General features: G+C 43.4%; 13 protein-coding genes. 8 read left to right on the forward strand and 5 right to left on the reverse strand.

All coding sequences use genetic code 11. The features are described from left to right. Positions 1–268: 268 nt before the first annotated feature. From BQ5591_RS00115 to BQ5591_RS00140, 6 genes are all read left to right on the forward strand, one after another. Positions 269–3,475, forward strand: a complete 3,207-nt coding sequence (locus tag BQ5591_RS00115) for a SusC/RagA family TonB-linked outer membrane protein (RefSeq protein WP_071147972.1) — start codon at positions 269–271, stop codon at positions 3,473–3,475. 38 nt (positions 3,476–3,513) lie between these two features. Then, on the forward strand, positions 3,514–5,382 hold the full coding sequence (locus BQ5591_RS00120) for a RagB/SusD family nutrient uptake outer membrane protein (protein ID WP_071147973.1): 1,869 nt from the start codon (positions 3,514–3,516) through the stop codon (positions 5,380–5,382). 198 nt (positions 5,383–5,580) lie between these two features. Beyond that, entirely contained in the window at positions 5,581–7,902 is a 2,322-nt protein-coding gene (locus BQ5591_RS00125) for a glycoside hydrolase family 20 protein (RefSeq protein WP_071147986.1), read from the forward strand. A 54-nt stretch (positions 7,903–7,956) separates the two neighbouring features. After that, positions 7,957–9,792, forward strand: a complete 1,836-nt coding sequence (locus BQ5591_RS00130) for an alpha-L-fucosidase (RefSeq protein ID WP_113740821.1) — start codon at positions 7,957–7,959, stop codon at positions 9,790–9,792. Positions 9,793–9,827: 35 nt separating this feature from the next. Continuing rightward, a complete protein-coding gene (locus BQ5591_RS00135; protein WP_083380831.1) occupies positions 9,828–13,430 on the forward strand; it encodes a glycoside hydrolase family 2 TIM barrel-domain containing protein in 3,603 nt (1,200 codons plus the stop codon). A gap of 64 nt (positions 13,431–13,494) precedes the next feature. After that, positions 13,495–15,060 carry a sulfatase family protein gene (locus tag BQ5591_RS00140; RefSeq protein WP_071147974.1) on the forward strand — a complete coding sequence of 522 codons (1,566 nt, stop codon included), beginning with the start codon at positions 13,495–13,497 and terminating at the stop codon, positions 15,058–15,060. Between the two features lie 124 nt (positions 15,061–15,184). Here BQ5591_RS00140 and BQ5591_RS00145 read toward each other — a convergent pair whose 3' ends face one another. After that, positions 15,185–16,711, reverse strand: coding sequence for an arylsulfatase (locus tag BQ5591_RS00145; protein ID WP_071147975.1), 1,527 nt, complete (start codon positions 16,709–16,711; stop codon positions 15,185–15,187). Between the two features lie 204 nt (positions 16,712–16,915). Between BQ5591_RS00145 and BQ5591_RS00150 the strand changes: the two genes are divergently transcribed. Next, positions 16,916–18,463 (forward strand): sulfatase, encoded by a 1,548-nt coding sequence (locus tag BQ5591_RS00150; RefSeq protein ID WP_071147976.1) that lies wholly within the window; start codon positions 16,916–16,918, stop codon positions 18,461–18,463. 104 nt (positions 18,464–18,567) lie between these two features. Further along, complete coding sequence (locus BQ5591_RS00155; protein WP_071147989.1) at positions 18,568–19,089, forward strand: N-acetyltransferase; 522 nt, start codon at positions 18,568–18,570, stop codon at positions 19,087–19,089. Here the strand turns inward: BQ5591_RS00155 and BQ5591_RS00160 are convergent. The 4 genes from BQ5591_RS00160 to BQ5591_RS00175 all read right to left on the reverse strand — a co-directional run bounded on the left by BQ5591_RS00160 (position 19,086) and on the right by BQ5591_RS00175 (position 23,781). Beyond that, positions 19,086–21,518, reverse strand: coding sequence for a DEAD/DEAH box helicase (locus BQ5591_RS00160; protein ID WP_071147977.1), 2,433 nt, complete (start codon positions 21,516–21,518; stop codon positions 19,086–19,088). The two genes, BQ5591_RS00155 and BQ5591_RS00160, sit on opposite strands and share 4 nt — an antisense overlap. Before the next feature lie 724 nt (positions 21,519–22,242). Continuing rightward, positions 22,243–22,464: a DUF2795 domain-containing protein gene (locus BQ5591_RS00165; RefSeq protein WP_002558131.1), complete on the reverse strand. Its 222-nt coding sequence runs from the start codon at positions 22,462–22,464 to the stop codon at positions 22,243–22,245. 80 nt (positions 22,465–22,544) lie between these two features. After that, complete coding sequence (locus BQ5591_RS00170; protein ID WP_071147978.1) at positions 22,545–23,099, reverse strand: cob(I)yrinic acid a,c-diamide adenosyltransferase; 555 nt, start codon at positions 23,097–23,099, stop codon at positions 22,545–22,547. Between the two features lie 49 nt (positions 23,100–23,148). Next, positions 23,149–23,781: a hypothetical protein gene (locus tag BQ5591_RS00175; RefSeq protein ID WP_071147979.1), complete on the reverse strand. Its 633-nt coding sequence runs from the start codon at positions 23,779–23,781 to the stop codon at positions 23,149–23,151. Positions 23,782–23,979: the final 198 nt, after the last annotated feature.

Here is a 23,979-nt window from a genome sequence, read left to right on the forward strand (position 1 = left end):
CATCTTTGTACAAAGATATATAAATATCAGAGAATAATCAATATTGGAAGTCAAAAATCAAAATTGGAAGCCTAAAAAACTTCCAAAAACTGAATGGTAACTACCAATAATAACTACTTAGCCAAAAGTGGAAGTAAAATAGTTATTTACGGACGCCAACAAAAACAAGCATCTATAATTTTGCAGTGTGATTTTCGTTTTGTAACAAAAATCCAAGTCAAAAAATAAATGTTTTCTATTTCATGTTTAACTAAAAAACTTAGTATTAATGAAAACACAATTAAAGTACTTCTGTCTATGTGTGGTTTCAATGTTAGTATTCTCTGTTGGAGCCCTGGCCCAAGGACAGACCATTACAGGTAAAGTAGTGGACAACCTTAAAGAAGGGATGCCCGGAGTAAATGTTCAGGTAAAAGGTACCACAGTAGGAACAATCACTGACCTGAACGGAAACTATTCTTTGAAAGTAAACGACTCAAAAGCCGTATTAGTGTTCACCTTTATTGGCTTTTCTACTCAAGAAATTACAGTTGGTAACCAAACAGTTATTAATGTAGAATTAAAAGAAGACGCACAAGCACTGGAAGAGGTTGTTGTCGTTGGTTATGGTACAGCACGCAAAGGAGACTTGACCGGTGCGTTAACAACGATGCGTCCCGATCCGAACGACGCTTCAAAAGCCAGTTCACTTGACAATCTGTTGTCGGGTAAAGTCGCCGGTCTTGTTGTAAGTTCTTCTTCTTCAGCTGTTGGTGCTGCTTCTTCCATCACCATTCGTGGTGCCAGTTCATTACGTGGCGACAATCAGCCGTTGTACGTTATTGATAATGTGCCACAGGCTTCAGCTGGTGAATTTTCTTCATCAGGTATCAGTGGTGACTTCCAGATCAACCAAGACCCGCTTGCCGCTCTAAATCCATCGGACATTGAAGATATCACCATCTTGAAAGATGCTTCTTCAACAGCAATTTACGGTTCACGCGGCGCAAACGGTGTAATCTTGATTACTACAAAGAAAGGTAAACAAGGAAAAGCAAAAGTAAATGTAAGTGCAAACTTTACAATTGCCGAGCCTACTCGCCTGATGGAAATGACTAATTTGTACGAACATGCCAACTATGTCAATTCACGCATCTCAAACGAGCAGTATCCTTTCTATATTGTAGGCGATGAAGTAAGATATGTATATAACGATGCTTTGTCAAAATATGATCCTAACAATCCGGAAACCTATCATTTGATTCAATATCGCAACTGGCAGAAAGAAATCTACCGTTCAGCTTTCTCGCAAAATTACTCTGTATCAGTAAACGGCGGTAGCGATAAAGTAACTTATTACATATCTGCCAACTTTAAGAATATCAATGGTACTGTAAAGCAGACAGGACTGAAGCAAGGTGATTTGCGTGCCAACATCGGTATGGACCTGTCAAAGACAGTTCATCTGAATATGACCTTTAGCGGATCTCTCCGCCAAAATGATATGATGGCAGGAGGTAGCACGCTGGGAGGTTCAACAACAGCGATTTCACGTACGGCACTAGACTATGCACCTTTCGAAATGCCCGCAGACGACCCCTCGTTCCAAGCAGAAACAAAGACTACAATCTTCAGCTGGCTAAATGACTATGAAGACGTAACCAACGACAAGACATTCAACATGAGTATGGACTTGTCATGGAAAATCCTGAAAAACTTGCAATACAATCTGCGCGTGGGTGGTAATATGAACATTAATGATCGTAGCCGCTGGTATGGCATGCAATTGTATCAAGGAATGAACAATAACGGATATTTGGCACTTTCAGACCTGAACAAGAGTAATTATTCTGTTGAAAACGTGTTGAACTATAATACAAAACTTGGTAGCATAGCCAATTTAGATGCTACGGTAGGTGTGACATACGATGCTTATAAATTCCTCAACAAAAACGTTATAGGAACTCAGTTTACAATGTTCGACCTGAGAGAAAACGGTATCCACATGGCTAGAAACGTGCAACATCAAGAACCGATACAACGCGATTACCAGTTACTTTCTTATTTGGGACGTATCAATCTGTCTTTCCTTGACAAATACCTGATCACAGCCTCGCTTCGTGCCGATGGTTCAAGTAAGTTTGCCAAAGGCAACCGTTGGGGGTACTTCCCCTCAGCTTCTATCGCATGGCGTATGGAACAAGAAGAGTTCATGAAAGACATTGATTGGCTGAATCAATTAAAAGTTCGTATAAGTTATGGTGTAACAGGTAACCAAAGTATCAATCCTTATTCTACATTTTCTATGTACGGAGGTGGTACCAATCATTACGCAGACGGCTCCGGTAATCAGCAAGCTACGCTAACCATTACCAACCTGCCAAATACAGGATTGACTTGGGAAAAAACATCTTCCTGGAATGCCGGTTTTGATTTTGGATTCTTCCGTTCTCGCTTAAGTGGTACATTTGATTTCTATGTAAAGAGAACAGATGACCTGCTTATTTCAAGAAATCTGCCAGGTTCTGCCGGATTCTCTTCAACTTACTACAACCAAGGATCTTTGGATAATAAAGGTATTGAGCTGACTTTAACAGCACAAATCATTGACTCTAAAGACTGGAAATGGAGTGTGACAGGAAACTTCGGTAAAAATAAGAGTAAAATCGCAAATTTAGGTCTTCTTCCTACAGAATTTGGATGTTTAGGTGAGAGAATCGGTTATTATGGTAACACACTCGGTGACCACTTTGGAGTAGGTCATGTATTCTTGCAAGGAGAAGCTCCGGGATTGTTCTTAGGCTACGTAACCCAAGGTATCGTACAAGCTGAAGACATCACAGACGAAGGTGTAAGATTTACTAAACCTGACGGAACTGTAGGATATTATAAAGACGTATTAGGACAAAAACCTGTAGCTGGTGACGTGAAGTTCGTTGATTTCGACGGTAATGGTTCTGTTGATACTTCTGACCGCAACATAATCGGCGACCCCAACCCCGGATTTACATATGGTTTCCAAACATCATTATCATGGAAAAGTCTGAGCTTATCAGCCTCGTTCTCCGGAGTACAAGACCGCGATATTATCAACGTAAACAATCGCTATATTAATACACCGGGAACAAAAGCCGGAACTATATCAAAGAAAGCTTATGAAGGAATGTGGACACCGGAAAACAAGTCCAATTTATATCCATCTTCCAACTTCATTGTTCAAAATATGGTTATGGACCGTTATGTAGAAGACGGAAGTTATCTCAGATGTTCAGATATCACACTGAACTATGTACTTCCTAAATCGTGGATGAAAAAAGTAGGTTTGCAGAATACATCTATATTTGCCTCTGTAAAGAATGCATTCGTCATTACGAACTACAGTGGTTATGACCCAGAAGTAAACAGCTTTGCATTTGACGGTTTGCGCCCGGGAGTCGACATGAACTCTTATCCTACACCACGCCAATATATATTTGGTTTGAATGTAACCTTCTAACTTTAAAATAACACCATAAACTTCAAAGGAATAAAGATATGAAAAATATAAAATTTTTAATTCTGTCTCTTTCAGTAGCATGTTGCATGTCTTCATGTTTGGATGAGGACCCGTTGTACACACAGAACAACAATATTGTGTTCTCCAATGAAAGTAATGCAGAACTGGCATTATTAGGCTGTTACTCTTATATGAGTACTACATCAGCATACGGACAGCATTGGCAGGAAATCCCTATCAGCGGTTCTGGCTTCGGATGGTCACAAAGAAGTGGTAGCGATGGCATTGTAAGTTTACAGTCATTATCAAGTGACGGTTTGATCTCCACAACATGGAATGCAATGTACAAAGTAGTCTCCGAAGTAAATGCTTATCTGGTAAATTTGGAAAGCAGTGGATTATCTGCCGAAGTTAAGAATCAATACAGTGGAGAAGCTAAATTCTTGCGCGCTTTGGCATACTATAATCTGGTATCTCTGTTCGGAGATGTTCCTTTCAAGACTACAGCGTCTACCTCCGAAGGTATTACCATTGGACGTACTCCTAGCAATGAAGTCTTAGCTCATGTTATAGACGACCTCAAAGATGCTGAAAGCATTAGCGAAACTTCTACTGCCGGTCGTGTAAACTCTTGGGCTGTAAAAGCCTTCATGGGCAAAGTATATTACAAGATGGCTGTATTGGGTATCAATGCAACAGAAAACTGGAACAACGCAAAAAACATGTTCGATGCTGTTTATAACAGTGGTGTATATCAGTTAGAGAACAATTTTGCAGATCTGTTTGGCGATTGGGTATCAAACTCTAAGGAATCGATTTTTCAAATCAATTTCAGTGTAACATCAACAAACTGTTTCAATCGTGCCAGTAACCGTTTCTCACCTACTTCATCTACCACAGGCATAAACTGGAGCACCTATCGGGCAACAAAAGCCGCATACGATATGCATTGGAGCATGTATCCTGGAGATCCTCGTATTGCAGCTACCTTTTTAACACAACATAGAGAACGTAGTGGTAACAATCAAGCTAACCCCAAGCCTCAGGTAGGCGACACGCCTTCAGCCAACGACTCAGTGTATTACTATCCTTACATCAGTTATAAGATAATATTAGATAAAAAATTAGTAAATGGAAAAGAAGTAGTTGTATACGACTCTATTTACAAGAATGGAAAAGGAGTAGAACCGAAGGAATTCGTAACCCGTATACCATACGAAGAGCTTGAAAATCCGGCTAACCCATCGTTGTCTTACTTAGAAAATCTAGAAGCACCAGCCGATGCTGACGTATACGAAAAAGCCCGTATAGAGGTCTTGAAAAATTTAAAAAAGTCATTTGCTGAAAATGGTAGTCAGCAAGCCTGGCCCGCACATGCCAAATTGTATGACCAAAACCAGCAAGGTACAGCTAGTCATAAAAATCTGATGGTATATCGTTATGCCGAAATGTTGCTATTAATGGCTGATGTTTATAATGAATTGGGCGACAAGAACAAAGCTATTTCACTAGCAAATGAAGTATTGGCTCGCGCCCGTAGATCTGCCACAACAACAGCTCCTTCGGTAGAGCCTAAGGATTGGCCAACTTCATTAACCACAGAACAAGTTCGTGAAAAATTATATTTCGAGCGTATTATAGAACTATTTGGTGAACCAGATATGTACGAAATGATTCGTATTCGCGGAACAGAATATCTGAAAAAAGCCTTGGAATATCACAACAACCATGAGTTTACTAAAGCTTCTGACGCCTATTATACTGCAGCTGCTCAAAAATGGACAGATCGTATCTATAATGATGGTAATTTGACTGAAGACTTCTTGAAGAAAAACCTGTTGTTACCTATTCCTGACTCTGAAAGGGATGCTAATCCTGGTATAACAGACAACAATTTCGGTTATTAATTGAACTAAAACAAATATCACATGGCTGGCAAAAGATTTTTCTATTTTTCCAATAATTAAAAATCCCGATTGCCAGCCATTAATTAAGTTTGTTAAGACGAATATCTAAATAAACTAATAACAAAAAAGAGTCAGCGGACTTACCATAAAACGTAGCTGACTCTTTTTTATTCTTTTCACCTTAAAATCTTTATGACCATGAGTAAAAATGTATTCTACAAAATATTCTTTCTCATCATTACATGTATAGCGGTACAGGGCAATCTCTGGTCCCAAAATATAAATTTAGTGCCCCGGCCGCTTGACATGCAGACCACAGGTAAAGAAACATTCACAATTACACCCAAAACCGTCATTTCAGTTGAGAATGATGAGCAAAAAACTATAGCTGAATATTTTTCATCTTTATTTATACTACCTGGCGGTTTTGCTCCTTCGATTGTTGTAAATGGTAATGCAGACATTGTCTTCCAAACAGAGCAAACAATGAAACCCGAATCTTACAGTTTACAAGTAAAGAAAAACGGTATATTGATTAAAGCAGCAGATAGCAGCGGTTTCTTCTATGCAGTACAAACATTAAGACTAACTTTACCAGCACAAATTGAAAATCGCGTGGCACGTCAAGACACCAATTGGACTATACCAGCAATGGAAATCAGTGATGGTCCAAGGTTTTCATATAGAGGCTTGATGCTGGACGTTTCACGTTATTTTCTTCCTAAAGAAGAAGTCTTAAAAATAATAGACTGCATGGCTCTGCTAAAACTTAATAAGCTTCATTTTCATCTTACAGATGACAATGGATGGCGAATCGAAATAAAAAAATATCCCCGACTTACAGAAGTTGGAGCATGGAGAGTAAACAGAGAAAACTTTGCTTTTCCAGATCGTCGGAACCCCTCTCCAGAAGAGTCAACCCCTATCGGAGGATATTATACACAAGAACAAATGAAGGAAATCATCGCGTATGCTCAGCAAAGACAAATCGAAATCATCCCGGAAATTGATATGCCTGCACATTCGAATGCGGCTTTGGCAGCTTATCCAGAATACGCTTGTCCTGTAGTTAAGAAGTTCATCGGAGTACTTCCTGGACTTGGTGGCAGTAATGCAGACATCATTTATTGTGCTGGCAACGATAAGACTTTTGAGTTTTTGCAAGGTATTATCGATGAAGTAGCCGCTCTTTTCCCATCCCAGTATATTCATATCGGGGGGGACGAAGCCTGGAAGACGCATTGGAAAGAATGCCCCTTATGCCAGGCCCGGATAAAAAAAGAACAATTACAAAATGAAGAAGATCTACAAGGCTACTTCATGCAACGGATCAGTAAATACGTACAAGAAGTAAAAGGGAAAAAAGTGATGGGTTGGGACGAATTAACCAACAGTAAACTACCCGAAGGAGTTACTATTTTTGGATGGCAAGGATTCGGTAATGCTGCTCTGAAAGCTGCAGCCCAAGGGCATCCTTTTGTCATGACTCCGGCTCGATTACTTTACCTGATACGTTATCAGGGACCACAATGGTTCGAACCACTGACCTACTTCGGAAATAACACACTAAAGGATGTATATACTTATGAACCTATACAAGAAAATTGGGATCCGTCATACGCCAATCTATTGATGGGTATACAGGGATCGATGTGGACAGAATTTTGTTCAACCCCCAGAGATGTGACTTATCAAATCTTTCCACGTCTGGCAGCAGTTGCCGAAGTAGCCTGGTCTGTACGTGGCAGCAAAGACTGGCCGTCTTTTCTAAAATCATTGGACAATTATCTGAATCATTTAGATGCTAAAGGAATTATATATGCCAAATCAATGTATAACATACAACATAAAGTTGTGCCAGCAGACAACAAACTGAAAGTGAAACTTGAGTGCGAACGTCCTGACGTTGAAATACGTTACACTCTAGATGGTACAGAGCCTATAGGAACCTCTCCTATATATAACCAAGATTTATTAATCAGTGACAACGTACTGTTGCAGGCTGCTACTTTCGTTAATGGAAAACAAAAAGGTAAAAAGCTTATTTTACCACTCCAATGGAATAAAGCTACAGCAAAAAAGCTGCAAGGTCTTCCCAAAGAAGCTGAAATATTACTGAATGGAGTACATGGCAGTCTAAAACAAACCGACTTTGAATGGTATACAGGTGAAATGTCTAAACCTATATCCTTTACAATCGATTTACTGAAATCTGAAAAAATTAGTAAGTGCGCTGTTGGCTGCATCACTAATTATGGTATGGGCGTGCACAAACCCAGAAAAATGAAGGTTGAGATTTCCGAAGATAACCAATCTTTTACAACGATAGGTGAACGCAACTATACCGATACTGAGATTTTCAAAGAAGGAAACTTCATTGAGGAACTTAAAATAGAAGTTCAGAATGCTACAGCACGTTATGTACGATTTACATTGGAAACTCCCGGTAATTGTCCGACAGACCATGTACGGCCAGGGCAAGCATCCAGAATCTATTTGGATGAAGTAATTATTAAATAAGATATTTTAAAACCTAAATATCACCACTATTAATTAGTTATTCAGACAAAAGTTATGAATAAGATTATATCATTTACAATGTCGTCTCTATTGAGCATTTTTTCTTTATCAGGAAATACTCAACAAGATACGACACTGTATATTAAGCATGTTGCTTTTCCAACTGATGCAACTATGGAACAAAAAGTATCTATGGCTGCCCGCCTTGTTCCCTCTCCCCAACAGTTGGAATGGCAGCAAATGGAATTAACAGCCTTTCTCCATTTTGGCATCAATACTTTTACTGACCGAGAATGGGGGGACGGAACAGAAGATCCGACCTTATTTAATCCTACTGAACTGGATGCCGAGCAATGGGTACGCACCTTAAAAGAAGCGGGATTCAAAATGGTATTACTCACAGCCAAGCATCATGACGGTTTTTGTTTATGGCCTACTCAAACAACCCGGCACTCTGTAGCTTCTTCCAAATGGAGAGGTGGCAAAGGCGATGTTGTAAAAGAATTACGAGATGCCTGTACAAAATATAATATGAAATTTGGGGTTTATCTTTCACCATGGGACCGAAATGCAGAATGCTACGGTGATTCGCCTCGTTATAACCAGTTTTTTATAGAACAACTGACTGAATTGCTAACCAACTACGGTGAAATACATGAGGTCTGGTTTGACGGAGCCAACGGTGAAGGTCCTAATGGGAAAAAACAAATTTATGACTGGGAAGCCTTTTACAAAACCATCCAACGCTTACAGCCCAAAGCTGTTATGGCAATCATGGGAGATGATGTTCGTTGGGTAGGCAACGAAAAAGGCATAGGACGTGAAACTGAATGGAGTGCAACAGTATTGACCCCAGGAATTTACGCCCGCTCAGAGGCCAATAACAAACGATTGGGAGTCTACAATAAAGCCCAAGATCTTGGCAGTAGAGAAATACTGAAAAATGCAACCGAACTTTTCTGGTATCCGTCCGAAGTCGATGTATCAATCCGTCCGGGTTGGTTTTGGCATGAGAAGGAAAACAGTCAAGTAAAAAGTTTGAAACATCTTACCGACATTTATTTCCAATCTGTCGGCTACAATTCTGTATTACTACTCAACATACCTCCCGACAGACGAGGCTTGATACACGAAGCCGACATTGCTCGCTTAAAGGAGTTTGCAGCTTATCGACAACAGACTTTTGCAAACAATGCCGTAGAAAACGGGGAAAAGTTATGGATAGCGAAATCTGGTGAAAAATGTACATACAACTTAAGAACAGGTTCAAAAATCAACGTTGTTCTTTTGCAAGAAGACATATCACATGGCCAACGAATAGAAGAATTCAATATAGAAGCGCTTGTAGATGGAGAATGGAAACAGATAGGTCAAGGAACGACTATAGGCTACAAGCGAATGATCCGCTTCCCTGAGATAACGGCTGATGCATTAAGACTTCATATAAAAAGTTCACGATTAGAAGCACGCATCATCAACGTAGCAGCCTATTATGCAGCTCCTATAAACGAAGAACAAGTCTCTTCTAACTGGAATAATCTGCCACGTACATCTTGGAAAAAACTTTCCAGTCAACCTTTAATTATAGATTTAGGAAAAGTTGTATCTTTGAAAGGTTTCACATACGCGCCCTTGAACGAGCAAGCCAAAGCAACAATGGCCTATCGATATAAGTTCTCAGTCAGTTTGGATGGACAAATCTGGAAAGAGATACCTCTAAATGGCGAGTTCAGCAATATCATGCACAATCCATTGCCGCAAACCGTACTGTTCGGACAAGAGGAAACAGCTCGTTTCATCAGGTTAGAGGCAACTTCTCCTGACGATACTCCAGCTGTTGTGGAAATAGAAGAAATCGGAGTGACATTGTCCGACTCTGATACGAAATAATGCTCTGTCTATAGAATAGAAAACTAAAAAATACCATGAAAAAAATATTTATAAGTTTTATATGCTTCTTTGTATGTGCATTCACCACAGCTATCTATGCACAAGTAGGTTTTGCCAAAAACAAACTCTATAATGTGATACCAGCCGAGGACACCCAAAAAGCATTGGGTTACAAACAAGGAAACTCAAAAGTCATCCTGATCAAGCAGAATGCCGATGATAAAATGCAGCAGTGGACAATCAGCAATCTGTCCAGCAGTTTTCGTTTTATCAATCCTTTTGATAATAAAGCTATCTGTGCCCGTACAGACAATTCATTGGAAATAACGGAGAACAACGGTTCCGATGAATCACAGTTATGGACTATTCGACCGAAAAATAAGTTTTTACAGATTTTCCCGACTAACAGTCCCGATCTGATTCTATTCTATAGCAGTGAAGGAAAATTGCAATTGGTGGACAAACGTAAGTTTGGAAACGCCCCCGAAACTTTTTTTTCAATTAAGATAAGTAAAATGGCAATGCCTGAAAACGCTGGTCCCGATTTGTCGCAACGTAGCAAAACTTATTGGGAAGACGAAACTTGTTTCGAAGAAAACAAAGAAGCCGGACATGCCACCTACTTACCGTACGCTTCTACCGCTGAAATGAAAGCCGATATAGACTTCTATCAGACCCCATGGACCACCCCCAGAAGTTCGTATTTTTATTCATTAAACGGTAAATGGGCTTTCCACCTCGTTTCTGAGCCATCGCAACGGCCGCAGGACTTCTACAAAGAAGATTACGATATTTCAGACTGGGATACAATCCCTGTGCCGTCCAATTGGGAAATGCAAGGATACGACCGCCCCATCTATGCCAATGTAGAATACCCTCATGCCAATATTCCTCCTTATATTGATGCCCGCAAAGGTTTTAATGATGGAGGGAAAAATTATGGTATCAATCCGGTTGGCTCCTACGTACGTTTCTTCAATCTGCCTGAAGGATGGGAAAAACAACGGACATTTATCCACTTTGGCGGTATCTATAGCGCAGCCTTTGTCTACTTGAATGGCAAATATGTAGGCTATACGCAAGGAGCAAATAATGTAACCGAATTTGATCTGACACAATACCTGCGGACAGGAGAAAATCGTCTTGCCGTACAGGTATTCCGCTGGAGCGATGGCTCCTACCTGGAATGCCAAGATATGTTCCGGATGAGTGGTATCTTCCGCGATGTATATTTGTACAATACACCGCTGGCCAGCATACGCGACCACTACATAACTTCTAAATTAGAAGCACAATCCAACTACAAGGAAGGAAATATGTCCGTAGCCTTAAAGCTGGACAACCGAGACGGACTAAAAGGCTCGAAAGACGTCACACTGAGCCTGATTGCTCCCAACGGCAGTCTAGTAAGTGAAAAAACGCTGCACATTGCATATACACCCGATCAAAAAACAGTTGAAAGACACATATCCTTTCCCTTGAAAGATCTGTGCCTTTGGACAGCCGAAACTCCCAATCTTTACACCTTACACATCGTTCAATACGAGGAAGGCAAAGAAGAGATGGCATTTTCGACCAAATACGGATTCAGAGACATTGAAATACGAGGCTCATTGGTTTACATCAACGGACAACGCGTTTTCTTTAAAGGTGTAAACCGCCATGATACCCACCCTATCTATGGGCGTGCCGTACCTACGGAATCGATGCTGCAAGATGTATTGCTGATGAAACAAAACAACATCAACACCATCCGTACTTCTCATTATCCGAATGCAGCCAAGATGTATGCCATGTTCGATTACTTCGGCCTCTATACGATGGACGAAGCCGACCTAGAAGATCATGCCAACCAATCAATCAGCAACATGCCGTCATGGATTCCAGCTTTTGTTGACCGTATAGATCGTATGATTCTTCGCGACCGCAATCATCCAAGTGTAATCTTCTGGAGTTTAGGTAATGAAGCCGGAGGTGGAAGTAACTTCCAGGCATGTTACGATGCTGCCAAACGTCTTGATAACCGCCCCGTACACTATGAAGGTACCCGCGATGGTAAAGAATATGGCGGTAATCGTTTCAGTGATCTTTATTCTAAAATGTATCCAGGCATGAAATGGATGGATACCTACGTCAATTCATTCAGTAAACCTATGTTCATTTGCGAATATGCCCACGCTATGGGAAATGCCATAGGTAATCTGAAAGAATACTGGAACAGTATAGAAAACAGTACATCCACCATAGGTGGTGCTATATGGGACTGGGTAGACCAAGCCATATATGAACCCAATGAAATGAAAAAAGGCATTTACCGACTGCATACCGGCTATGATTTTCCAGGACCGCATCAAGGTAACTTCTGTTCGAACGGTATAGTTCCTGCCACACGTGACGAATCGCCCAAGCTGAAAGAAGTAAAAGCTGTATACCAATATGTACACTTCACACATTTAGGAACAGAGATAAACAAAAATGAAGTCAAAATCCTACTAAAGAACACGTATGATTTCTTGCCTCTTGATGGATTCTATCTTCATTGGGAAATACTGGAAGATGGTTACATTTCGGCAACAGACAGCCTGTTACCCGGCCATGTCATGCCCGATGACTCACTTGCCATAAATATAAAACTGCAGGGAATTAATCTCAGTCAGGCACAAAAAGCAGGAAAAGAAGTAATGCTTAATCTGGCTGTATGCACCAAAGATGCTTCCACTTGGGCCAAAGCCGGACATACAGTTGCACAACAGCAATACGAACTTTTGAAACGTTGTGCCTTGCCGCAGCTTTCAGTCAAAAGCAGTCGGAAGAACACCCTGAAAGTAGAAGAAACTCCAGCTATGTTCATTATAAAAAATGCACATATCGAAGCTTCCTTCGATAAACAAAGCGGACAGATGAAGACACTCATCTTAAACGGACAGTCTGTCATCAGTCATAGCCAAGGCTTTGTATACGATAATCACCGTTGGATAGAAAATGATAAATTTACAGATACCTCCAATGGACTTGAACCGGCAGGGACATGCACCTTAGAGAAAAAAGGAAATTCTATAATTGTAAGGACTACCCGAGAAGGCAATTTATGCCAAACTCAAATTGTCTATACCTTACAGCCTGATGGAACCATCGGTATGGACGTAGAACTAACACCCCAGACAAGCGAATTGAGAAGATGTGGACTAATATGTGCCATCGACTCATCTCTAAATACAGTCGATTATTACGCCTACGGTCCTTGGGAGAACTACAACGACCGTAAAGACGGATGCACAGTAGGACGCTACAGTACCACTGTAGAACAAATGGAAGAAAAATATGTCAAACCACAATCCATGGGTAATCGTGAAGGACTACGAGAACTGCTTCTTCGCAATAAATCCGGTGCAGGCATCAAAATAGAAACCGAAGGAAACGTATCGTTTTCAGCTTTGCGCTACACAGACGAAGATTTGATGAACTGCGACCATATGTGGGAACTGCAAAAACGCCCGTACATACTCCTCCACCTTGATGCAGCCGTACGGGGTGTAGGCAATGCAAGTTGCGGAAAAGATGTGGACACTTTACCCGTGTATCGTATTCAACAGCAAAAGTACTCCTACAAATTACGCATCAGCAGTATCAATAAATAAGAACGTAGCAACAGTCAATCTACTGAAACTATCATCTTGTAACAATTATAAATTAATGCATATTATGAATCATTCTCTCTACCCGCTTTTCGGAATAGCCACTGTAGCATCCTTACTTTCAGCATGCCAGCAATCCGACAAGGCATCTAAACCCTACAACATTGTCTATATCATGACCGATGACCACACAGCTCAGATGATGAGTTGCTACGATATACGCAACATCGAAACTCCCAACCTCGATCGCATTGCTCGCGACGGCGTTCGTTTCACCAACAGTTTTGTTGCCAACTCGCTCAGTGGCCCCAGCCGTGCTTGTATGCTCACCGGCAAACATTCTTGTGCCAACAAATTCTATGATAATACGACTTGTGTTTTCGACAGTGCTCAGCAAACTTTCCCCAAGCTACTCCAGAAAGCCGGCTATCAGACAGCCGTCGTAGGCAAATGGCATTTGGAAAGCCTTCCTTCTGGATTTGACTATTGGGAAGTAGTACCCGGACAAGGCGATTACTACAATCCCAATTTTATCACTCAAAATAATGATACGATCCAAAAGGAAGGTTACATCACCAACATCATCACAGATGATGCCATCGACTGGATGGAGAACAAACGCGATAAAGAAAAGCCTTTCTGCCTTCTGATTCACCACAAAGCTATCCACCGCAACTGGATGGCCGATACATGTAATCTACATCTTTACGAAGACAAAGAATTCCCATTGCCCAACAACTTTTACGATAATTATGAAAATCGTCTTGCAGCAGCATCTCAGGAGATGAGTATTGCCAAAGATATGGATCTGATATACGATCTTAAAATGCTGAAAGAAGGAAAAGACAGTCGGCTTAAAGCTCTTTACGAAAGTTTTCTTGGTCGTATGAACCCTGCACAACGAAAAGCCTGGGACGATTTCTACAATCCAATTATTGAAGACTTTTACCGCAAGAATCCCCAAGGCAAGGAATTGGCAGAGTGGAAATTTCAACGCTATATGCGTGACTACGCCAAAGTCGTAAAATCGCTTGATGATAATGTTGGCCGTGTACTTGATTATCTGGAAGCAAACGGTCTGCTCGATAATACCCTGGTAGTCTATACTTCTGACCAGGGCTTCTACATGGGCGAACACGGATGGTTCGACAAACGTTTTATGTACGAGGAGTCTATGCGCACACCGCTTATCATGCACCTACCAGCCGATTTCAAAACACGTGGTGACATTCCACAACTGGTACAAAACATCGACTATGCCCCTACCTTCCTTGAACTGGCAGGTGCTCCTATACCTAACGACATTCAGGGTGTATCCCTACTCCCTCTGCTTAAAGGTGAAAAGCCTGCTGACTGGCGTAAAGCGCTCTACTATCACTTCTACGAATATCCAGCCGAACATATGGTAAAACGGCATTATGGTATCCGTACCGAACGCTACAAACTGATGCACTTTTATAACGACATCGACGCTTGGGAACTCTATGACATACAAAACGACCCAACCGAAATGAACAACTTGTACGGGCAAAACGAATACGCTTCTATTGTAACTGAACTAAAAGCAAATATGCTCGAACTTCAGGAACAATACAATGATCCTGTTCGTTTTTCCACTGAAAAAGACCGCTAAGATATCCAATAATATAGATGGCAGTTGTTTCCTCCAAAACAGAAATTATGTTTCTGAAGGGAACAACTGCCACATTTTTTCATTGACACTGCTAAAAAGTAAATATAAAAGTTTCTTATGAACGTCAATCGAACGACGGCAACGTAATCTTGAAGTCGGCGCTAGGTCTATGCTCGGTACGAATGATGTCTTTCATCCGACGGACAATGTCAGGGTGCTGTGCCGCCACATCGTTGTCCTCGTGAATGTCGGTAGCGAGGTTATATAAATGAGGAATTCCTTTTTTCACTACCAGCTTCCAGTCATCCATACGTACGCCTATCTGGTCGGTTTCGTGGAATTCCCAATACAGGAAATCATGCTTCTGTTGCGCCTCATCGTTTCCCGTCAGCACAGGGGCAAACGAAATGCCGTCGAAACAATCACTTTCCAACTTCTTGTTCAAATACTTTTTGGGGAATTTCTTGTCACCAATCAGTTCACAGAAGGTTGGAATCACATCGTAAAAAGCCAGTTGATGGTCGCACACAGCACCAGCTTCCACCTTCCCCGGCCAACGTACTATAAAAGGAATACGAATACCACCTTCGTAGCACTGACGTTTCAATCCACGCAACTTACCGTCTCGGCCGAAAAACACAGGATCGGCACCTCCTTCTTCGTGAGGACCGTTATCGCTGGTAAACACCACAATGGTATTCTCGTCAAGTCCTTTTTCCTTCAGCTTGTCCATTATTTCACCTACATAAGCATCCAACCGTGTAATCATAGCTGCAAACTGAGCATGTGTATGTATCGTGGCATTGTAACGGCTTCCTTCTTGCCCACCCCAAGTTTTGTCCACAAAGAACTCCTTTTTATATCCTTGGAGAATAGAGTCGTCGGGCTGCACCAATTCGGCATGGGGCAGTGTATAGGTAAAAATTCCCATGAAAGGTTGCTTGCCGTCCTGTCTGTCGAGCCACTCCAAAGCTTTGCGATGAATAATGTCGGCAGAGTATTGCGAACGTTTGTAATAATCACGTCCGAACATAGGATACTGAATATTCTCTTCCATCACTTCGCGTACCACTGCCGTATCGCCCAAAGCCTTGCTGTAACGGTTCAGGAAGTTAGGATAGTACAAGTGAGCCTGGAACTGACAAATATAACCATAGTATTCATCAATGCCTCGCTTGTCGGGTGTAGATACCGACCCTTCGTAACCGCCTGCCCATTTTCCGAACATGCCAGTCGTATAACCGTTCTTCTTCATAATTTCAGGCAAAATAATGTGCTGCGGGTCATAAGGCATCTGTCCTACTACACTGTAGTCTTTATTTTCACCATACATCACAACCGGAGTCTCAGGCCAATACTCCTTATTGCCCCGTACCAGACAATGTCCTGAATGTTGTCCGGTCATCAGCGTTGCCCGCGACGGAGCACTGACCGGACTACCGGCATAAGCCTGCGTAAACCGCATTCCTTCGGCTGCCATACGATCGATGTGGGGAGTACTGATATAGGGCTGACCATAACAGGCCAAATCGCCGTAACCCATATCATCGCACAAAATGAATACAATGTTCGGGCGCTGCTCTTTTTGCGCAAAAAGACTTGCACTGCACAACAGCAGTGAGCCTAGAAGAAGAGACGATTGACTTTTCATATAAATGGAATAAACTGATTTAAAATTTAAAAATAGCAAATTGTTTGCGAACGACTGGAAAGAGTCTTGTTAAAGAAGCTAAATTATGGCATAAGACATATTTATAAACAGCCAATTACCTACATTTTAATCGTATCTTTGAAAAGTTTCCGCTGACAGCTTATTGTTTAAAACTAAAATATAAAGAAGAATTCTGAAGCATCTATGAAAAGACTATTCACAGCACCGTGTCTCCTGCTTGCGACACTCGCTTCAACAGCTCAAAACACTACTCAACCCAACATCATCATGTTTCTGGTAGACGACATGGGTTGGCAAGACACCTCCGTGCCTTTCTACAACAACGAACGGAGCAACCTGAATCAACGTTTCCGCACTCCAAACATGGAACGGCTTGCACAACTGGGTGTCCGCTTTACCGAGGCTTACGCATGTGCCATTTCTTCGCCTACACGATGCAGTCTGATGTCAGGCATGAATGCCTCCCGACACAGAGTGACCAACTGGACACTGGAGCTGAACCAACAGACCGATGCCAAGAGTAGCGTCATCAGCCTGCCACAATGGAACTACAATGGTATACAGCCGGACAGTACAGCCGGTAAGATCAACAATTCTACCCCTATCACTTCCCTGCCACAAGTTCTGAAAGATAACGGATATTATACCATACACTGCGGGAAAGCCCACTTCGGTGCACGCACTACTCCCGGAGCAGATCCGGCAACCATGGGTTTTGACGTAAACATTGCCGGCGGTCCTAATGGAGCACCCGGCAGTTATCTGGGAACAAAAAACTTCGGTCAAGGCAGCAAATTTGCCGTATACGGTTTAGAGAAATATTACGGCCAAGACATATTCCTGACCGAAGCCCTGACACGAGAAGCCCTGAACGCCATGAAAAAGTCGGTTGAAATGAACAAACCGTTCTACCTTTACATGTCGCACTATGCCGTCCATTCGCCCTACGACGAAGATAAACGCTTTACCCCCAACTACCGGGGTCAGTTCGACGAACAGCTGAACGATACACTCAACGAGAACGAAGTCCGCTATGCTGCGCTTGTAGAAGGCATGGACAAAAGCCTGGGCGACATCCTCGACTATCTGGAACAGAATCCGGAAGTAGGCAAAAACACCATCCTGCTGTTCATGTCCGACAACGGAGGACAAGGACTGAACAACGTGCGCCAAGGACGTGCCAACCGCGACCAGAACTATCCGGCACGTGCCGGCAAAGGTTCGGCCTTCATGGGCGGCGTACGCGAACCGATGATGGTCTATTGGCCCGGAGTAACCCAAGGCAACACACAGAACGACCAGCGCGTCATGATAGAAGACTTCTTCCCTACCATACTGGAAATGGCCGGCGTAAAACAATATCGCACTTTACAGACTATTGACGGAACAAGCTTTGCAGAGGTACTGAAACATCCGGCAAGGCGGTACGAACGTCCCATCGTGTGGCACTTCCCCAACCTGTGGGGCGAAACGCAGAACAAAGAAGAGAGCTACGGTGCCTATTCCTCAATCCTGAAAGGTGACTATCATCTGATTTATACCTGGGAGAGCCGCCAATGCCGCCTTTACAATGTGAAAGAAGATATCGGCGAACAGAATGATCTGGCAGACAGCATGCCCGAAAAAATAAAGGAACTGGCCGACGAACTGACCCGTTACCTGAAGGAACGGGATGCCCAACGTCCGGCGTACCGTTCGTCCGGTGAACTGATTCCGTATCCGAACGAATGACGCATCATCAACGGGATGTTTCGTTAATTGCATTTCGGGTTGCAAAATATTCGCCAAAACAAAATAATAGAATAATTTTGCAGCCCGAAAATAGTATGTACAATATGATAACCATCAAACAAACCAGACCCGAAGAAATAAGCAAACTGATGCCTATCTTCGAACAGGCTAAACGCATCATGCGGAAAAGCGGCAACATGAAGCAATGGACCAGCGGATATCCCAATGAAGAACTCGTACGCCGCGACATCGAAAACGGACATAGCTATGTCTGCCTCGACGATGCGCAGGAAATCATCGGTACATTCTCCTTCATCCCGGGCAAAGACCCGACGTATGCCCGCATCTACGAAGGAGCTTGGATAGACAACGTACAGCCTTATGCCACTATCCACCGACTGGCAAGCACAGAAGCAAGTCACGGAGTAGCCGCCGCCTGCCTGGACTGGTGCTACCGTCAGATACCGAACCTGCGGGCAGATACCCACCGCGACAACAGTATTCTGCAGCACATCCTGACCAAACACGGATTTACCTATTGCGGCATCATCTATCTGATGAACGGAGATGAACGGCTCGCCTTTCAGAAATGCAACATGCCGAAAGAACAGCACACCAATGTTTAAAGTGCGTACTTCTGCCTTAGCTCCTCAACAGTGGCACCAGTAAAGTAATCTTCAATAAAGTCCCAACGCTGCGCATCGGTCAGTGCTTCCGTACCAAAGAAGAGGGTAAACAATTCTATCTGTTCTTCGAAAATCAGTTCGTTATTATCCAAAATCAGGTTACGGTAGTCGTCCGTCGACACCAGTTGTAACAAGGTTTCAGGATCGTTAAAACGAATCTGTACGCAAGGAGTTCCACCACCTTCGACACTGAACGACAGACAGTTCAGCATGGAAAGCAAGTTCAGCAGCATGTTCAGGTCGGAGAAAGGAGTAGTGTAGAACACCAGCTTATCGCCCTTGCATCCCGTGATGCGCTGCACAAACAGCTTCTGATAACGGGACAGCAGCAGGTCGAAGCCCTTGGTCACCGTGAACGAAAGTTCGTTGGATTCTTTCTTCTTCACACTGCTGATGTAGCTGACGCTGCGCCCTTCCTCGGTACGCGACTCCAGCAGCGAACCGATAAAGCGTTTGGCCGAGCGGACATCCATATCGTGCTCGGCAAAGACAGCACGGAGTTCTTCTTCATCAAAGCGTCCTTTCGTCTTGCGCAACTTATCGGTCAGCAGTGTCTTCAGGCTGTCAAACAAGGCATCGAGCCGACAACGTATCTCGGCTGCATCTTCCTTCAGCAATACATCGTGCCTGCCTACTGCCACAGCACGCGAACCTTCCCACAACGTACCGTTGCCCAATTGCTGTTTGAACTCTTTATATCCCAACTCCGGGAAACGTTCTTCCCACAAGTCGTTCAGCCGTACCCGATAGACATCGGACTCGCCTTCGACCGGAGTCAGATAATCGTGGAATTCGCACGCAAAAGCATCGCCCATTTTGTCCTGCACATAGCCTTCGGTCAGCAGGTTTTGCGGACTTACGTCCAGCAGATTATGCCCGAAGCGGGCAGAGAGGTCGTCTTCGAGCCACAACAATGCCGTCTTGATGAGCTGTCCCAATTCGGACTCGTACTCCAACTTGTTTTTCGTACGCGGCACCTTCACTACGAACTCAAAATCGGACAAAGAAATCATCACTTCCTGCTTCTCGCCTTTCATGCGATAAACCTCCATCAGCTTACGCAAGATAAGTACCAGCTGTTCCTGAGCAATGTTCCCCAACTGATGCAGGCGCTTCATGTAGTAGAAGTCGCGTTCATGAAAATCGGTTGCTGCAATGCCTTGCACATCGGCATCGCGCGCGGTACGACCGATCTCCTGAATATAATCGACAAACGTACTGGAGGGGGCAACGTGGTACACACGATCGATATCGCTGATGTCAACTCCCATACCAAAGGCCTTAGTGGCCACAATCAGTTTCTTGGTACCTTCCTTGAACTCCTGCACGATGGTGGCTTTCTGTTCTTTCTCTTTTTTACCGTAGTACGATGCCACCAGGTGCCAGTCACACGAACGCACCCAACTCTTCAAGCGCATGTCGATGCCGCCGGCAAAAGGATAGTAAAGCAAAGTCTTATGCCCGTCCAGATAATCTTCGATCCGACCGGAAACAACACGCTGTTTGGCCTTGTCGTAAGTTTCGCCTTCCTCGATCGTCATCTGACGGATATCGAAACCGATGTTGCGACGCTTCACCGTACCTACATACAGCACACAAGGTTCCATCTGCAACGAACGGATGGTCTCGAACACCATGTCGTTTCTTCCTACCGGATTCCACACGGCAGTAGCCGTCAGCGCAAACAGCGGGAAGCCGTATCCGAGACTCTGCTTCAAACCATTCAGATAACGCCCCAGGAACCAATAGTCCACACGGAACTCCTTACCCCAAGTAGTCACCGTATGCGCCTCGTCGACCACCACCATGCCTATGCGGCGTCCGCCGATAAAGTGCTTGATGTCGTACGACAATAACAACTCGGGCGAGAGATAGAACAAGTCAATCTCCCCCTCACGCACCAGACGGTAGACCTCGGCTTTCTGTTCGGGCGACAGATCGGACGAAGCATAAGCCACCCGCGTGTAACCTAACTCCTGCAGACTTTCCACCTGATCGACAATCAATGCCTTCAGCGGCGACACGACAATGGTAAGCAACCCGTACTGACGTCCCAAATAAATGGCAGGTAACTGGAACAGCAACGATTTACCCGAACCCGTAGGTGCTGTCAGCAAAATATTCTCTACAGACGCGTCGCCCTGTTGTGCCTTTTCTGCTTCGAGGATGACATTCTCTATCAGCTGTCCTTGCGAGATTTCCAGTTTCTCTTTCCCACTGAACAAGTCATCGTATATCTCCAGATTGCGGAACTGCTCGTATCCGTAAACTTCCTTCAGCAAAGCCTGAACTTCTTCCCGGCAAGTTGCCGGCAATTGCCGTTGCTTCAACTCGGGCAAACGTCGTGTCGTTACTTCCATTTTCGTCATCGGTTTAAAGAATATACAAATATATGATTTTGTAGCGTAATAACAGGCTTCACACAGGAAAAAGTTCTACTTTCCCACCTGTTGTCTACAGAAGAAGACCATCCAATTCTGAAACACTTGCACGGCTCGCGAGCGACACTTGCATTCCATTTATGGGACACTTGTACGGCTCGCGAACCGTACAAGTGTCCTACAACGTAGTAATTGAAACACCGTTCTCTTGCTTCACGCCTTATCAAACAGTCAAATTAATAGAAAGCATTCTACTGTCTCTCCTAAAGAAGACTGCGTATTCATGCAAAACGACTCAAAAACTCATATTTTCAAATATTCGCCGGTGAAGTTTCATCATAATATTCAGGTAATAAGCACGTTGTTGTGAAACATACTTTCATGCCTCATCAGGGGCAAAAATCGTACATGTGAACTACGGAACATGACGTTTCACAGGAATTCACTATTATACAAGTAGTTAGCATAAACATAAAGAATAAAGGCTGGAAAACTGAATCTTTTCTCTTTTCAACAGATTTAGTACATACGGTAGCTTTCACCTATTATCCGAGTGTTCATTATGTAAATTCATTTAACCAACGAGTCTTATTCTAAATATCAAGTCGCTATAAAGACAACACCGGCAACTCCTAAACAAACACCGGCGGGGCAAACAACTCATCGTTGCCTGTCCCGCCGGTATGTAGATGTTTCATTTATGCGACTTAGATCAATACTCCTCTTCGTTGAAGAAGAAATCTTCTTTACTGGGGTAATCGGGCCAAATATCTTCTATACTTTCATAAATCTCGCCTTCATCTTCCATCTCCTGCAGATTCTCAATCACCTCAAGCGGAGCCCCCGAACGCATGGCATAGTCTATCAATTCGTCCTTAGTTGCCGGCCAAGGAGCATCCTCCAGTTTGGATGCCAATTCCAATGTCCAATACATAATTCCTAAGTATTTAAATCGTGAATATTGTGAATATTAAGTTCTACTTCTATTTTTCGGCAAATGTATAACAATTTATGTCACTTACAACTATTATTCCAAAATATTTCGTCTTTTTTCGCATCCAGGTTAATCTTTCGGGACAGAACGAACAAATAATCGGACAATCGGTTCATATAAGCTAACAATTCCGGAGCTATTTCTACCTCGGCCGACAGAGTCAGAATACGGCGTTCGGCACGTCGGCAGACGGTACGGCACACGTGACAAAGAGCAGCGCCACGGCTTCCTCCTGGCAGAACAAAAGCTGACAACGGAGGCAAAAGAGCGTCCAAACGGTCAATCTCGTTTTCCATCTCCGCAACCATGACAGGAGTGACAACACTGGCAGACTTCAATGACATTTTTGCCTGATCGGTAGCCAAATAAGAGCCGACAACGAACAGGCAATTCTGCACGCGCTGCAAAAAGGCAACATCCTGTCCGTCTGCCACATAAGTAATAAGTAACCCCAAAAAGGAATTCAACTCATCTACCGTACCATAGGCCTCCAGGCGATCATGTGTTTTGGGTACACGGGTGCCACCCACCAGGGAAGTTGTCCCCTTATCTCCGGTTTTAGTATACACTTTCATAACTGCTGATTGTTTAGAATTTGCTAATTGATAAAAACAGGCTTTCTGCTTAAAAGTTCACAATATAATCTTGCTTAATTTTCGACTTGTCAAAAAAGATAACCCCCAAGTCGTAAAGGTCGAACGTAATTCCTGCCCGGGCATCGCACCGCATATCGTGCCAAAGCTGCCGCATTGCCGGCGAATAGCCGACACCTTCAATGACAAAAACCGAACGCTCCGTCACACGGTCGGCACACACATCGAAGACTGCGCGCACCAACGACGGCTGACGATAATCGTGCAGATAAAGGAAATCGACAGGAACACCACGTTCCAGAAAAAGCTCGTCCAGCTGGGAAGCATGCAGATAACCGGTATCCTTTTTAGCTGCCTTCATATATAGTTCGGCTGCCGAATCCGGCCCTACATTGACGCTAAACGTCGGTTGTGCCCGATTGACCAAACGAAACAACAGACGTTTCACCTTCTGCGACTCCCGGCATGCCCAACTATGTCCTTTTTCAGAAGCAAGGCGTCTCTGCTCCGCCGAAAGTTCTTTATATTGATAATATGGCGTATGTTCGTAAACCACCCGTGTAATAAAATCGAAGGCAAACGGCGAATGCACTCCATAACCGCGACGATGACGGAAACGGCGCAACCAAACAAAGGGGCGTTTCAGTAGTAATAAAGAATTCATATCTCTTCGGACCGGCACACGAACCGACCTTTCAAGCCTGTCCCTGACCGGATTTTCTATACATAATCTATCAGCGGCGCCAGCCCGACAGCCATCTTCCACCGTCTCGACAACCAGCCGGCCGCTACAATAAGCCAAAGGCTGATAACGCAAACTGCGCCATGCCTACAACAAATGTACAGATATTCTTTTTCATAC

Source organism: Bacteroides ndongoniae, assembly GCF_900108345.1.
GTDB lineage: Bacteria > Bacteroidota > Bacteroidia > Bacteroidales > Bacteroidaceae > Bacteroides > Bacteroides ndongoniae.